Source organism: Corynebacterium sp. HMSC076D02, assembly GCF_001813815.1.
GTDB classification, from domain to species: Bacteria; Actinomycetota; Actinomycetes; order Mycobacteriales; family Mycobacteriaceae; genus Corynebacterium; species Corynebacterium simulans.
In genome coordinates this window covers 330827-344894 of the sequence record NZ_KV814082.1, presented here as the reverse complement: position 1 = coordinate 344894, position 14068 = coordinate 330827, and the positions used below count along the sequence as shown (strand labels likewise).

Annotated in this window: 11 protein-coding genes and 2 pseudogenes; 8 read left to right on the top strand and 5 right to left on the bottom strand. The window is 59.1% G+C overall.

The annotated features are described in order from the left end of the window. Positions 1-150: 150 nt before the first annotated feature. Both HMPREF2935_RS12220 and HMPREF2935_RS12215 read left to right on the top strand, forming a co-directional pair. On the top strand, positions 151-666 hold the full coding sequence (locus tag HMPREF2935_RS12220; protein WP_246815028.1) for a hypothetical protein: 516 nt from the start codon (positions 151-153) through the stop codon (positions 664-666). Between the two features lie 74 nt (positions 667-740). Then, the gene (locus HMPREF2935_RS12215) at positions 741-1004 is read left to right on the top strand and encodes a hypothetical protein (RefSeq protein ID WP_062038268.1); all 264 of its coding nucleotides are present in this window, start codon (positions 741-743) and stop codon (positions 1002-1004) included. Here HMPREF2935_RS12215 and rarD read toward each other — a convergent pair. Next, positions 1001-1867 (bottom strand): EamA family transporter RarD, encoded by an 867-nt coding sequence (rarD, locus tag HMPREF2935_RS12210; protein ID WP_070733401.1) that lies wholly within the window; start codon positions 1865-1867, stop codon positions 1001-1003. The two genes, HMPREF2935_RS12215 and rarD, sit on opposite strands and share 4 nt — an antisense overlap. A 100-nt stretch (positions 1868-1967) precedes the next feature. On the opposite strand from rarD, the gene dnaE reads away from it, so the two are divergent. Both dnaE and HMPREF2935_RS12200 read left to right on the top strand, forming a co-directional pair. Continuing rightward, complete coding sequence (gene dnaE / locus HMPREF2935_RS12205; protein ID WP_070733400.1) at positions 1968-5540, top strand: DNA polymerase III subunit alpha; 3573 nt, start codon at positions 1968-1970, stop codon at positions 5538-5540. Between the two features lie 130 nt (positions 5541-5670). Beyond that, positions 5671-6719 (top strand): annotated as a pseudogene (locus tag HMPREF2935_RS12200) (cobalamin-independent methionine synthase II family protein). Positions 6720-6793: 74 nt separating this feature from the next. Here HMPREF2935_RS12200 and HMPREF2935_RS12195 read toward each other — a convergent pair. Together HMPREF2935_RS12195 and HMPREF2935_RS12190 are read right to left on the bottom strand one after the other, a co-directional pair. Beyond that, complete coding sequence (locus tag HMPREF2935_RS12195) at positions 6794-7294, bottom strand: hypothetical protein (RefSeq protein ID WP_070733398.1); 501 nt, start codon at positions 7292-7294, stop codon at positions 6794-6796. A gap of 101 nt (positions 7295-7395) precedes the next feature. Then, positions 7396-9315 (bottom strand): choice-of-anchor I family protein, encoded by a 1920-nt coding sequence (locus tag HMPREF2935_RS12190; protein ID WP_070733396.1) that lies wholly within the window; start codon positions 9313-9315, stop codon positions 7396-7398. Positions 9316-9546: 231 nt separating this feature from the next. Between HMPREF2935_RS12190 and ilvA the strand changes: the two are divergent. The 4 genes and pseudogenes from ilvA to HMPREF2935_RS12170 all read left to right on the top strand — a co-directional run. Continuing rightward, a pseudogene (gene ilvA, locus HMPREF2935_RS12185) lies at positions 9547-10763 on the top strand (threonine ammonia-lyase IlvA); the annotation flags it as partial. 81 nt (positions 10764-10844) lie between these two features. Then, positions 10845-11486 (top strand): YigZ family protein, encoded by a 642-nt coding sequence (locus HMPREF2935_RS12180; protein ID WP_061923401.1) that lies wholly within the window; start codon positions 10845-10847, stop codon positions 11484-11486. A 38-nt stretch (positions 11487-11524) separates the two neighbouring features. Beyond that, complete coding sequence (locus HMPREF2935_RS12175; protein WP_061923691.1) at positions 11525-11761, top strand: hypothetical protein; 237 nt, start codon at positions 11525-11527, stop codon at positions 11759-11761. 14 nt (positions 11762-11775) lie between these two features. Continuing rightward, positions 11776-12162 carry an RNA-binding S4 domain-containing protein gene (locus HMPREF2935_RS12170; RefSeq protein ID WP_061923398.1) on the top strand — a complete coding sequence of 129 codons (387 nt, stop codon included), beginning with the start codon at positions 11776-11778 and terminating at the stop codon, positions 12160-12162. Here HMPREF2935_RS12170 and HMPREF2935_RS12165 read toward each other — a convergent pair. Then, the gene (locus tag HMPREF2935_RS12165; protein WP_070733394.1) at positions 12159-13184 is read right to left on the bottom strand and encodes a GTP pyrophosphokinase; all 1026 of its coding nucleotides are present in this window, start codon (positions 13182-13184) and stop codon (positions 12159-12161) included. The genes HMPREF2935_RS12170 and HMPREF2935_RS12165 overlap by 4 nt on opposite strands. Positions 13185-13230: 46 nt before the next feature. Then, a complete protein-coding gene (locus HMPREF2935_RS12160; protein WP_061923393.1) occupies positions 13231-13896 on the bottom strand; it encodes a hypothetical protein in 666 nt (221 codons plus the stop codon). Positions 13897-14068: the final 172 nt, after the last annotated feature.

Sequence of the window (14068 nt, the reverse complement as noted above, 5' to 3'; positions counted from 1 at the left end):
GGGCTTTGCCCACCCGGGAACGGGCAAGTACTTCGAGGTGTCGGCGCCGTATCCGGATGATCTGCGCTTTGCGCTGGAGGAACTACGCGGATGAGGCATCCACCGGAGATTTATCGGCGGCGTCGGATAGCAGCGGGCGTTATGGCAGTAATGTTTGTTCTATTCATCCTGCTGTGCTTTGGGCTTTTCGGTACCAAGTCGACGGTGGCTCTGCAGGGGGATCAGCTAGGCCCCGATAATGAGTCGCGGGAGGAATACATAGCGCGGGCGGCAGATGCGCTTGCTGCTGCCGATGAACCGTCATATGCGTTGGTCAGCTTTGACGAGTCATTGAACTCGCAGCAGGTCGCCGCTCTGGCGCAGCCGGCCCCGCGCATGAGCGCCATCATCTTAGGGATGGCGGCACCTTTGGCAGTGCCGGAGCCTACTGCAGGAGCAGACCGCGCTGGCGTTATCGATACGGAGATAAAGCGCCTGCGCGATTCCTATGCGGGAGTAGGCCAAGCGAATGTGCCGTCGAAGGTGGATGCGGTCATCGTCTGGGCTGATGGCGATAGCCTGCGCGAGATTGCCGGCAACGAGTTGGTTGCTGCAGTAGAACCCGCGCCTGCCGACGCCGCCTGGGGCAGCTTTGGCGTCCGGCCCCTAAATTCCTTGCAGTACTAGTGCATGCTCAAGCACGGGCTCTCGCGAAAGGGCTCGCAAAAGAACCGGAAGAAGGAACACAGAAGAGGATAAAGATGCGCATTTTTGCCGATACCAGCGCCTGGATGCCGAACTACCGCTTTGCCTACATTGCCGTGTGGGCGGGGCTGGTGTTCTGTCTTATTGGGCTGGTGTTTCTGTTTTTTACTTCCGGTGAGCCGCTTTCGATTGGCATCTGTGCCTTCGTGGCCGTCTATTGCTTGTTTATGATTTTTCAGATGCCGCGCTGGGCGCTTGATGCGCGGGAAGAAAAAGAAAGGCGCCGCCGAGCAAAGGCAGCGCGGAAAGAGATGCGTTAGCGGGCGCGGCGTCGGGAAGCGCGGCGCGTGCGGACCAGATCCGCGAGGTAGATGATAACCGCCACCCAGATGATGCCAAAGCCAATCCAGCGGGCGGTGGACATGTGCTCGTGAGTGACGAATAGTGCCCACAGCATCTGCATGATAGGGGTCATGTACTGCAGCATGCCCACTGTGGCCAGCGGTAGCTGTTTGGCGCCCTTGGCAAAGCACAGCAGCGGCAAAGCGGTGATCAGGCCGGAGGCAATCAGAAGCACAATGTGGCTGGGGCCTTCGCTGGCGAATGTGGATTGGCCTTGGAAGGTTAGCCAGACCAGGTAGCCGATTGCCACCGGCAGCATCGCGATGGTCTCTGCCGCCACCGAACCGGTAGAGGAGACGTGGATGCGCTTTTTCATAAGGCCGTAGATGCCAAAGCTAAACGCCAAAGCCAGGGAGATATACGGTGCCTGGCCGGTCATAAACGTCAGCCAGATAACGGCGATGAAGGCCACGCCGACCGATGCCGCCTGCGCCTTGTTGAGCGTTTCCTTCAAGAAGATGATGCCGAGCGCCACCGAAACAAGCGGGTTGATGAAGTAGCCCAGCGCGGCGTCGGCAACATGCCCGGAGTTAATCGCAATGACGTAAGTGCCCCAGTTGACCGTAATGGCCACACCACACGCGAGCATCCATCCCCACGTGCGTGCGCTAAACGCCCGTAACTCGCGCCAACCGCCGGTGAGGAAAAGGAAACCGGTAACCAGCACGGCAGTCCACACGATGCGGTGCGCCAGAATCTCCAGCGGGCTCGCTGGCAGCAAAAGCGGGAAGAAAGCGGGGAAGAAGCCCCACATGAGATAGGCAGCAATGGTGTAAATCATCGGGAAATAATGTACTCGTTGGCAGCCGAAACTGCGAAGAATTCTTGTCAGTATTTTCGGCGCGGCGTCGGGGTTTGACGCGCCCGCTAAACTAACCCGCATGGCGAAAAACTCCTCCTTTGTTCACCTTCACAATCACACCGAGTTCTCGATGTTGGACGGCATGGCCAAGGTGGACATGCTCGCCGATGAGGTGGTGCGCCAGGAGATGCCGGCCGTGGGCATGACCGACCACGGCAATATGTATGGCTCTAACGCTTTCTATAAGAGGATGACCAGCGCGGGTGTGAAGCCCATCATCGGCATTGAGGCCTACATGGCGCCGGAGTCGCGCTTTAACAAAAAGCGCGTGCTGTGGGGCACTCCTGATCAAAAGCGAGACGACGTCTCCGCATCGGGTGCTTACCTGCACCAAACGATGCTGGCGGAAAACGCGACGGGCCTGAAAAACCTGTTCAAGCTTTCCTCGCTGGCTTCTTATGAGGGCCAATTGGGTAAGTGGCCGCGTATGGATGCCGAGCTCATCGCAGAGCATGCAGAAGGCATCATCGCCACTACCGGTTGCCCGTCTGGCGACGTCCAGACTCGCCTGCGCTTAGGCCAGTTTGACGAGGCGCTGGAGGCTGCGGCGATGTGGCAGGACATCTATGGCAAGGACAACTTCTTCTTGGAGCTCATGGACCACGGGCTCGACATCGAGAAGCGCACGCGTGACGGCCTGTTGGAAATCGGCCGCAAACTGGACCTGCCGCCGCTTGTTACCAATGACTGCCACTACGTGCTGGAAAGCCAGGCGCCCTCGCATGAGGCAATGCTGTGCGTGCAGACCGGCAAGACCTTCATGGACCCGGATCGCTTCAAGTTTGACGGCACCGGTTACTACATCAAATCCGCAGCGCAGATGCGTGAGATCTGGGATGACTTGATTCCAGACGGCTGCGATAACACCCTGTGGATCGCCGAACGCGTACAGGACTACGGCGAGATTTGGGAGGAGCATACCCACGACCGCATGCCGATTGCGGACGTGCCGGAAGGCCACACGCCAACTTCCTGGCTGACCCACGAGGTGATGGAGGGCCTGCAGGATCGCTTCCCGGGCAAGGAGGTGCCGGAGGAGTACGTGAAGCGCGCTGAGTATGAAATCAGCGTCATCGATATGAAGGGTTATCCTTCCTACTTCCTCATCGTGGCCGAGCTCATCAAGCATGCGCGATCCGTGGGCATTCGCGTGGGGCCGGGGCGTGGTTCCGCGGCAGGTGCGCTGGTGGCTTACGCGCTTACCATCACGAATATTGACCCAATTGAGCACGACCTCCTCTTCGAGCGATTCCTCAACCCGGAGCGTCCATCCGCACCGGATATTGATATCGACTTCGACGACCGCCGCCGTGGCGAGATGATTCAGTACGCCGCCGATCGTTGGGGCGAGGACAAGGTCGCGCAGGTGATTACCTTCGGCACCGTGAAGACCAAGCAGGCCATCAAGGACTCCGCGAAGGTGCACTTTGGCCAGCCAGGCTTCCAGATGGCTGACCGCATCAACGGCGCGCTGCCGCCTGCCATCATGGCGAAGGACATTCCGCTATCGGGCATCATGGACCCGGAGCACGAGCGCTACTCAGAGGCCACCGAGGTCCGGCAGATGATTGAGACGGACCCGGACGTCAAGAAGATTTATGAGACCGCGCGTGGTCTCGAGGGCGTCGTCCGCCAGGCCGGTGTGCACGCTTGTGCGGTGATTATGGCGTCCGTGCGCCTGATGGACCACATTCCGATGTGGCAAAGGCCTGCCGACGGCGCGTATATTACCGGCTGGGATTACCCGGCATGCGAGGCCATTGGCCTGCTGAAGATGGACTTCCTGGGACTGCGAAACCTCACAGTCATCGGCGATTGCCTAGAAAACATCAAGAAAAACCGCGGCGAGGAAATCCAACTGGAGGAAATCCACGCCGACGACCCTAACGTGTCAAAGGTATACGAGCTGCTTTCCCGCGGCGAGACCCTGGGCGTGTTCCAGCTGGACTCCGGCGGCATGCAGGAGCTGCTTAAGCGCATGAAACCGACGGGCTTTAAAGACATCGTCGCGTCGCTGGCGCTATACCGCCCGGGCCCGATGGGCGTTAACGCACACTGGGACTATGCGGACCGCAAGAACGGCCGCAAGGAAATCACGCCGATTCACCCCGAGCTGGAGGAGCCGCTGCGTGAGATCCTCGATGAGACCTATGGTCTTATCGTCTACCAGGAGCAGATCATGCGTATCTCCCAGAAGGTAGCCAATTACACCGCTGGTGAGGCAGATGGCTTCCGCAAGGCCATGGGTAAGAAGAAGCCGGAAGTCCTAGCCCAGCAGTACGACAAGTTCTGGGGCGGCATGCAGGAAAACGGCTACTCCAAGGACGCCATGGATGCGCTGTGGGGCACGATTGAGCCCTTCGCTTCCTACGCGTTTAACAAGTCCCACGCCGCAGGCTACGGCCTGGTTTCCTTCTGGACCGCTTATCTCAAGGCCTACTACGCGCCGGAGTACATGGCAGCGCTGCTGACCTCGGTGGGCGATAAGAAAGATAAGTCCGCTATCTATCTATCCGATTGCCGGCACCTTGGCATCAAGGTGCTTTCGCCCGACGTCAACGAGTCCGTGGAGAACTTCCAGGCGGTCGGTGAGGATATTCGCTTCGGCATGGGCGCTATCCGTAACGTCGGCTCGGAAGTGGTGGAGTCCATCGTTAAGACCCGCAAGGAAAAGGGCGCATATACCTCTTTTTCGGATTACCTCGACAAGATTGAGCTGACCGCTTGCACCAAGCGCGTGACGGAATCGCTCATCAAGGCCGGTGCCTTCGATTCCATGGAACACCCACGCAAGGGCTTGATGCTCATCCACGAGGATGCAGTCGATGCCGTGCAGACCACGAAGAAGGCAGCGGACAAGGGGCAGTTCGACCTTTTTGCTGGCTTCGGCGGCGATGAGCAATCTGAAGTGGCTTCTGCCTTCGCCATCGATATCCCGGACGACAACTGGGAGCGCAAGCATGAGCTCGCCTTGGAGCGCGAGATGCTGGGTCTTTACGTCTCCGGCCATCCGCTGGACGGTTTCGAGGAAGCACTTGAATCGCAGACGGATACGCCACTGCCGAAGATTCTCTCCGGCGAGGTTCACAACGGCCAGGAGCTGGTTATCGGCGGCATCATCTCGGGCGTCGACAGGCGCTTTTCCAAGCGTGATGGCTCTCCGTGGGCGATTGTGAACATGGAAGACCACAACGGTGCGCAGGTGGATATTCTGGTCTTCAACCAGGTCTATTCGCTGGTGGCACCGCAGATTGCGGAAGACAACATCATTTTGGCCAAAGTACAGGTCAAGATTCGTGACGAGCGTATGTCCCTGTTCTGCTCCGATATCCGGGTTCCGGATTTGGGGCCAGGTGGGGGAGCGGGCCTGCCGCTGCGCCTTACCATGCGCACGGATCAGTGCACGATGGAAAACATCGCCAAGCTCAAGCAGGTGCTGGTCAATAACAAGGGCGAGTCGGACGTGTACTTAACGCTTGTCGACGGCGAGGAGTCCACCATGATGGTCCTTGGCGAACACCTGCGCGTGGAGCGTTCGGGCAACCTGATGGGTGACTTGAAGGCCACGATGGGTGCCGGAATTCTGGGCTAGACGGCCGCGTGATTTTAATGGGTGAACTTAGCAGGTGAATCTAAAGCGCCAAAAGCCTTAACGCGCGTGGAGCCTTCGGTTAATCTAGACAGCACAGTCTAGAAGTGAAAAATCGGAGGTACACGCACTTATGGTCAACAAGATTCGCACTACCCACGTGGGTTCGCTGCCGCGTACGGAGGAACTGCTGGAGGCTAACCTTCAGCGTTCTGCCGGAGAAATTAGCGACGAAGCCTTTCACGAGATCCTGGAGCGCTCGGTAGACGACGTCGTAAAGCGCCAGGTAAGATTCGCCTTTCTTCGATGAAGGATCGCCGTGACCGAGCGCTTTTCGCGGAGGCCTATAACGACCCTGACTCGGGAATTTTCACCGGCCGCAAGAAGGTGGCGAACCCAGAGTTCACCGGCCCCGTGACCTACATTAGCCAAGATCAGGTGGATGCGGATGTTTCCTTGCTGAAGCAGGCGATGGGCAAGGCAGGGGCCAGCAACGGTTTCGTGGCGGCATTGTCGCCGGGCTCGGCGGCGCGCCTTCCCAACAAGTTCTATGAGGAAGACATCGACCTGGTTCGTGCTTGCGGTGAGGCCCTGAAGGCGGAGTATAAAGCCATCACCGATGCTGGTCTGACCGTTCAGTTCGATGCCCCTGACCTGGCAGAGGCCTGGGATAGCGTGGTGCCGGAGCCGTCAGTGGCTGACTTCCAGGCTTTCCTGCATGAGCGCATCGCGGTGCTCAACGAGTCTATCAAGGACATCCCGCGCGAGCAGACCCGCTTGCACATCTGCTGGGGATCGTGGCATGGACCGCATGTCACCGACATCCCGTTCGGTGACATCATCGAAGAGATTCTGCAGGCCAAGGTCGGTGGTTTCTCCTTCGAGGGCGCTTCGCCGCGCCATGCCCACGAGTGGCGCGTGTGGCAGGACCACAAGCTGCCGGAGGGAACCGTCATCTACCCGGGCGTGGCTTCGCATTCCACCAATGCGGTAGAACACCCACAGCTCGTGGCCGATCGCATCATCAAGTTCGCGGAGCTCGTTGGCCCGGAAAACGTCGTGGCCTCGACTGACTGCGGCCTTGGCGGGCGTCTGCACTATCAGATTGCGTGGGCAAAGCTACAAGCGCTTGTCGATGGCGCCGAGCTCGCCACGCGCGAACTTTTTAGTCCTTCTGAATAGGTCTTCCGCATACGAAAAGCGGCACGCGCCCTACACCGCGAAAGTGAGGAGCGCGTGCCGTTTCTTTAAGGATCTTAGAACTTGACGCCTGCGTTGCGCAGCATCTGCTTGACCGGCTCGAGGATGGCCGGGTTAGCCTTAGCAACCATTGCGAGAACCTGGACAACCGCAGCGACGCCAGTCAGAGCGATGGAGACCCAAGAGAAGACTTCCTTGGTCTCCTCAGATGGGCGAGCGGACTGTGCCCATTCCGGCATCTTCGACCAAGTTTCCTCTTCCTTGGCCTTAGCGGCGGCGTCCTTTTCTGCAGCAACGCATGGCGGGGTTGCCGGCATGCCGGAGGAACCGTAGCCGCTGAGGATTCCCTTGAGCAGCTCCTGTGGGCCCATGAAAGAAGAACCCGCGGTGCCGGCCTCAACAGCATCCTTGTGGTCCTGAACAGCCTTATCTACCTGGGCCTGGCATTCAGCGGACAGTTCTGGCGTGGGAGCAGCTGGAGCGGCGTTTGCGGCGACAGGGGTGATGAGAGCGAGACCGGTGGCGCAAGCTGCGACCATGGTGGTGGAAAGACGCATGAGAATTAGTTCTCCTTAGAGTGTGGCGCGGGAGCCAGTGAAGGCAATTAATAACTCATCTACCGTAGCAAGCTCGCGCGAATCAAGAGCCTAAAATTTTACTAGAAGAATTTTTCCAGTTCAGAGCGCAGATGTCCAGGCAGGAAGCCGAGAATCTGGTCACGTAGGCCCGGTGTGAAGGCCACACCGACCACCGCTGCGATCAAAGCGAAGATGCTCAGCGCCGCGCCCACGGAGGAGCCATGCGCGGAGCTTCCGGTCGAGCTCAGGGAAGAACCTTGCGACGAAGCCCCGGAAGAGGCGCGCGCGGGATCGTCTGCCGAGGTGAGGTCTTCGATGTCGTAGGTGGTGGTCGTGCCGGAGACCTCATTGCCGACGATAAGCATGTAACGCCCGGTTGGGGAGTCCTTCTTGTCCACGAACGCAAAGCCCTCAGGGCCTAGGTCGCCGGCCTGGGAAAATTCATCGGTGCTGAAGTCACGGTTGTTGACGTAGGTGGTGAACTTAGCATTTGTGGGGTCGGTGACGTCGTAGACAAAGATGCCGCCGAGGCGCTCGGCGCCGATGAATGCGTAGGTCCTGTCGTCAACCTTGCCAACAGCAAGTGCCTCTGGTTCCGGGCCCTTATTGTCAGAGCGATCATCAAACTCCGCAGACTCATTGTCGGCGTTGTGGTTTAAGACGCCTTCGGCATGCAGTTTGGCGCTGATTTTCTCGAACTCGGAGCCAGAATCGAATACAACATTGCCGGCGGCGTCGTAGATAGAAAAGGAACGGCTGCCAAAGCTATAGACCGTATCGAAGCATTCTTTGTCCGCATTCCAGCCGGAAGCCGTGGTGACCTTCAGGTTGCCGGCGACTTTCTTGCTGGCAAGCTCGTCGAGGTTGGCGTCGCCAAGCGCGCCCTCACATACCTTTCCTGCCTCAATGAGGTCCTTCAGCTTGGCCTCCTCGGAGTAGACACCCGTGCCGCCATCTTTCTCATCGATGCCCCACTCGCGGGCGTCGCCCTCGTTTGCGGTGGCGAAATAGGTTTGACCGTTGGTTTGGAAAGCGCCGATAGAATCCGGCATCGACAAGCCCTTAACCCCCAGGGTGCGCAGCTCAGCGGCGTCATCTTTGTTGGAGGTATCGAGGGCTACTTGGGAGTGGTCAGCGATGTGGGCAGGCAGAATTTTTTCCACGCTTGCTGATTCGATATCAACGACCGCAATGGCATTTGCTTCCTGCAGGCTCACGTAGGCCTTGCCCTCGGCGGAGGTGATGTACTCCGGCTCGAAGTCGACGGAAGGCCTAGCATCGTGTGCCTCCGGGCCAAACACGCGCACGCCTGCGGGAAGCGGGGTGTTATCAAAAGCTCGGAAATCAGCGATGCGAGCATCTGCCTGCGTCGGCGCTGCGACATCCTGCGGCAGCGCGATGACGGAGATGGAACCCTCCGGATCGCTTAGGTAGTCATCGCCAGCTGCGTTGAGCTTGTTAGAAGGCTCGCCCTCATTGGCAAGCAGAGCGTAAGCGCCATCGGTAGTGATGTGTACGTTATCCGGCAGTGCTCCGACGGTAATACGCCCCAACTCCTCGCCCGAGTTGACGTCAAAGAAGAGAGCCTCGCCCTGCTCGGTCTTGTCTTGTTGCTGAACAGCTGCGACGGCAAGGCCATCAGGGCGGACGGCGACGGAGTTGATTTCCTTGTCGCCGCCAGCGGAGACGGTAGAAACCTTGCGCGGGTGCGCGGCGTCGGAAGCATCCAGGATATCGACCTCACCCGATACCGCGTTGACGGTCAGGATGCGCTGGGAAGCGGCGTGGAAGGCCACGATTTCCGCGGCCGATTCGCCATACACCCCGGACTCGTAGGTGCCCAGCGGGGTGAGTTTGATTCCGGCGTCGGCGGCAGATTCTTCTACCGGTTTCGCCACGATGGCGCCATGCGCGGGGCTAACCAGCGAAAAACTGGTCACAAGGGCCGCACACATTGCGGTAGCGCGCCGGCGGAGAGAAAAACGGGGAGCTTGAGACATAAGTTGTGAATTCCTTGAAGAAAGTAGGAAGAAAGTAGGAAGAGAGTAGGAAAGGAGAGATAGTTCGTGCGAGAAAACGCAGCGAAAACCATCGAATACCTTCGCTGGAGAAAGTTATCCGCATGCTAACTTCAGCTAACTCTCCAGAAAGTTCTGAGTGAACTTCCCGTAAACCGGTCGATTATTAGATAATCGCATCCCGCGGGGTAGCGGACACGCTAGACTTGGCGCATGACTGAAACTTCCGCTGCTTATTGCCCCATCCATGCCTCCGATATTCAGATGGCACAGGCGAGAATTAGCTCGGAAATTTCTCCCACACCCCTGCACTTTTGCCCGCGCCTTTCCCAAGAAATAGGCGCTGAAGTTTATCTCAAGCGCGAAGACCTGCAAGACGTGCGCTCTTATAAAATCCGCGGCGCGCTGTATGGCATCTCAAACCTTTCGGCGGAGCAGCGCCGTCTCGGCATCGTGACAGCTTCGGCCGGAAACCATGCGCAAGGCGTAGCTTATGCTTGCCGTTCGATGGGCATTCGAGGAAAAATCTTCGTCCCAGAACCTACTCCGAAGCAAAACGCGACCGCATTAAGGTACATGGGGCAGACATGGTGGAGCTGGTGGTCACCGGTTCCACGTTCGATGAGGCCGCCGCAGCCGCGCATGCCGACGCCGCCGAGCACGGCGCCATTTTCATCGAGCCCTTCGACGCGCGTGACACCGTTACGGGGCAAGGCACCGTCGCTGCCGAGGTGCTTGCGCAACTGTCAGCACAGGGCAAGTCCCTGGATACCATGGTGGTTCCCGTCGGCGGGGGAGGGCTGATCTCCGGAATTACCTCTTATCTTGCAGACATGTCCCCGCGCACCCAGGTGGTGGGAATTGAGCCGCAGGGCGCGGCGTCGCTTAGCGCGGCATTCGCGGCAGGCGAGCCGGTGACCTTGGAAAGCGTTGATCCCTTCGTCGACGGCGCTGCAGTTAAACGAGTAGGGGTGTTGCCTTTTCAGATCCTGCAGGCAAATAGGCAGCGCGTGCGCTGGGACAGCGTTTCTGAAGGCGCTGTGTGCACCGAGCTGCTGGGGTTGTATCAGAACGAGGGCATCATTGCCGAGCCCGCCGGCGCGCTTTCGGTGGCAGGTCTGCGCGAGCTGGAGTTAGCGCCAGGCAGCGTGGTGGTGTGCGTGATATCCGGCGGTAACAATGACGTCTTGCGCTATGCCGAAATCATGGAGCGCTCGCTGGTGCATCGCGGCTTGAAGCACTACTTCTTGGTTAATTTCCCGCAGGAACCAGGCCAGCTGCGACATTTCCTGCAGGATATTTTGGGCCCGGATGATGACATCACGCTGTTTGAGTACTTGAAGCGAAACAATCGTGAGACTGGGGCTGCCTTGGTGGGACTTGAGCTGGGGCGTGCAGAGGACCTGAACGGACTGCTTGAGCGCATGGAAAGTTCCAAGATTCACGTCCAACAGCTGCATCCAGGCACTGCCGAATATGACTTTCTGGTGGCATAGGTAGACTGACACGCAGTGTTGACCAGCTATGAACGGCCCGTTCCGGGCGAGATTGAAAATGAGATCGAGATTAAGCACTCGCGCTTTATCACGCTCGTGGATCGAGTGACCTGTGAGAGTGAGGCGCGTGCGTTTATCGACGCCGCGCGCGAACGCTTCCCTGATGCCCGCCACCATTGCTCGGCGTATATCTACCACGTTGACGAAGCCAACCCAGTGGAGCGTTCCTCAGACGACGGCGAGCCTTCCGGCACAGCCGGAAAACCCATGCTTGACGTGCTGAAAGGCTCGGGAATGCTGGATATCTGTGCCGTAGTCGTGCGCTACTTCGGTGGCGTGAAGTTGGGCGCGGGCGGGCTCGTTCATGCTTATGGCGGTTCGGTCAGCGAGGCGCTCGAATTGGTCGAGCGCAGCACGCGGGCGCTGCGGGAGCTATATACCGCCGAATTCAGCCATGCCCAGGCCGGCCGCGTGGAAGCGGAGCTGCGCAATCGTGGTTATGAGATTACTGATACCGCATATGGTGCGGCGGTGACCTTTACTCTGGCTATCGAGCCCGGCGGCAGGGAAGACTTGGATGCCACGCTCGCCGCACTTTCCCAGGGCGAGGTGGAATCTAGCGAAGCCGGCACCGCCTGGGTGGAGCTTGGCGCCTAGGGGCGAGGGAAAGTCGGCGCTGCGCTAGAATGGCCGCCATGACTATGCAACGACGCCCCAACAATCCGATCGAGCTGAAGAAGCAGCAGGTTCGTAAGTACTCCCGGAACGGAGTAGTTAGCGTGGTCGGCGGCGTTGCTGGTGGCGTGCTGCTTGGGTGGGCCTTGTCTGGTTTCTGGGTCTTTATGACCTTGGGCCTTATCGTCGCCGTGGTTGGCGGTGCCTATAACTGGCGCAAGGTGCAAAAGATCGTCAACGAAAACCACAATTACTAGACCCGAAGGCTTAGATGCCGATCCAACCTGACTCAAAACCCGTCCGTATCGACGCCTGGGTGTGGTCTGTGCGCATGGCAAAGACGCGCTCGGAGGCTGCTGAGGCGGTGAAGGCGGGGCACGTAAAGCTCAACGGCAATGCGGTAAAGCCTGCCCAGCAGGTGGTTCCGGGAGATCGCGTACGTATCTGGCGCAATCACCACGAGCATGACTTGGAAGTCCTAGCCACCGTGGCAAAGCGCGTCGGAGCGCCGGTGGCTCGTGCGTGTTACATCGACCATGCGCCGCCGCCACCGCCGAAGGAGTTCATGCCTTCGGTTCCAGTCCGCGAGCGCGGCGCGGGCAGGCCTACCAAGAAGGAACGCCGCCAGATGGAAAAGTTCCGCGGCGGCTTCCGCTAGTTATTGGCCTCTTTTTTCTCCGTCTTTGAGGAGTGCGCGCGGTAATTCTGCAGCGCTTTGTAGCGGCCATTGAGGCGGCGCTTGCGGTCTTTGCGGTCTCCTGCAAGGGCAGTGGCCTCCACGTGCTGCTTGCCAAATTTATTAAGCAGCAGGTCGTCGATGAGGCGCACCTGGCCGGGGCGGAAGCGGTTGTTGATGGCGTCGTGTACGAAGGCGATGTCACCTGCATTCAGCAGCGACTTCAATTGGCTCATTGTGGTCACACCGTTGAGCTCCAAAATCTCTGCTAGGAAGCGGTAGTGCTCCGAACGCGAGCGCGGGAAGCGCCCGCCCATCAACACAGCCAAGACACCGGGCAGGGTCTCGGCGGAAAGCTCTACGTCTTCGCTGGTATCCGTGGAAGGATCTTTCAGCGCAGCAATCTGATCGAATTGCTGGTCCGCCAGCTCGATAAGCCCGGCGGCCAAGGTAAAGAGGCGGTCAACCTGCGCGGAAGGAGCCGCAGTGCCTTGCTTATAGCGGATATCGTGCTCGAACTCTGCCCACGCATGCTGCAGCGCGGTGCGTATTTGTACCTCAAAGGTCCAGCCTTCGTACTCTGCGAGCTCTTCAATCGCGTTGGTCACGCGCAGCACTAAATGGTGGGAGCCGTAGCCAAAACCGCCGGAAATGCGGGTCTCTGCGGCCTTATCCACCGAGCGCACCACCGCAAAGGAATCGCCCAAGACCTCGAGCGCCTGGGGGATAGCGGTGGAGTGGAAGACCGTAATGCGCACGCCGAGAACGTCGTGGATGTCTTCCCAGGGTCTGGGGTAATAAAGCTCGCCGTTTGCGTGGCGCTTTTTGGCCTTGGCTTTTAGCGATGGCCAGCGCTTGACGCGGGCGGAGGCGCGGTCGAAGATAACGCCGGCGTCGTTAAGCAGGTCCTCGATGGCCTCGTTGAAGTCTGCTTCTGCTCGTGGATGCCGGCGAACCCACTCGTGATACTGGTTGCTCAACCGAGAGATGGCGGATTCCTTCACCCCGCACCGACCTCCTGACTTTTTGCTTAAGCATGCGTTTATTCCCCTAAGCTTCTAGAGGAAATCCGTTAGCCCATAATAGTGGTTCGGGCGCAAGAACCGCACCGCGCAGGCGCCTTTGCTCGTTTAAGCGCCGTGACCAGTGCCGGACGCGCTTTAGCGGCGAGTCATGCAAGGCCACCACCGTGGCGGGATCCGGAACCAGGTAGTACAACGTCTGCCGAGCTGTTGCATGGGTTAAGCGGCGCAGGTGCGAGTCCATGATGCTGAAAGTCTGCGGATGCGCCAACCACGCACTAGCCTCGGCGCCGCGGGCCTGGATTTGAATGCCTTCCTCGCAGCCCGGCAGAATCTCCGCCGCGCAACGGGTGCGAAAGCGCAGTCCTTGGGCAGTAAGAGCGCGCCTTTGCAGGTTCGCTGCCGCCAAGTCCCACGCTTGGCGGGTGCTCAAGCCGAAACCGCTGATAGTGCGATGCGAAACAAAAGCCCGCGGAGCGTGTGCGGAGGTGTCTGCGAACTCGTCGCGCTGAAGGAATAGCACCGAAAGCTGGCGGGAGAGCTGCACTCCAGCGGGAGTATCGCCAAAGCCCTGGTCCGTCAAGGTAGCGCCCGAAAAGTCCTTCCGGCGCGCTAGGGCCGGCAGCAACCCCGCTAGGGCGATGGCCTCGAAATCTAGCGACTCAAACTTTTCCGGCGCAATGGCAGTGGTCATGGCGTGTGTCCTCCCCGCAGGACGAATATTTCACTTTCTGCACTAATTGGACTGCCATTTCCCGCCATCGGTTCCCAACGGAGTAGGAGAGTTTTAAAAAGGCGGCTGCTCGTTGAGCTGGAGTTCTTCCAGCAGCTTCGACGCCGGCCACAATGCGATGTCCTGGCCTTTT

What these genes read in the sequence shown, in the direction of transcription:
- HMPREF2935_RS12220 (WP_246815028.1), top strand. Translation starts at nt 151, where the DNA reads ATGTTTGTTCTATTCATCCTGCTGTGCTTTGGGCTTTTCGGTACCAAG.
- HMPREF2935_RS12215 (WP_062038268.1), top strand. Translation starts at nt 741, where the DNA reads ATGCGCATTTTTGCCGATACCAGCGCCTGGATGCCGAACTACCGCTTT.
- rarD (WP_070733401.1), bottom strand. Translation starts at nt 1,867, where the DNA reads ATGATTTACACCATTGCTGCCTATCTCATGTGGGGCTTCTTCCCCGCT.
- dnaE (WP_070733400.1), top strand. Translation starts at nt 1,968, where the DNA reads ATGGCGAAAAACTCCTCCTTTGTTCACCTTCACAATCACACCGAGTTC.
- HMPREF2935_RS12195 (WP_070733398.1), bottom strand. Translation starts at nt 7,294, where the DNA reads ATGCGTCTTTCCACCACCATGGTCGCAGCTTGCGCCACCGGTCTCGCT.
- HMPREF2935_RS12190 (WP_070733396.1), bottom strand. Translation starts at nt 9,315, where the DNA reads ATGTCTCAAGCTCCCCGTTTTTCTCTCCGCCGGCGCGCTACCGCAATG.
- HMPREF2935_RS12175 (WP_061923691.1), top strand. Translation starts at nt 11,525, where the DNA reads ATGACTATGCAACGACGCCCCAACAATCCGATCGAGCTGAAGAAGCAG.
- HMPREF2935_RS12170 (WP_061923398.1), top strand. Translation starts at nt 11,776, where the DNA reads ATGCCGATCCAACCTGACTCAAAACCCGTCCGTATCGACGCCTGGGTG.
- HMPREF2935_RS12160 (WP_061923393.1), bottom strand. Translation starts at nt 13,896, where the DNA reads ATGACCACTGCCATTGCGCCGGAAAAGTTTGAGTCGCTAGATTTCGAG.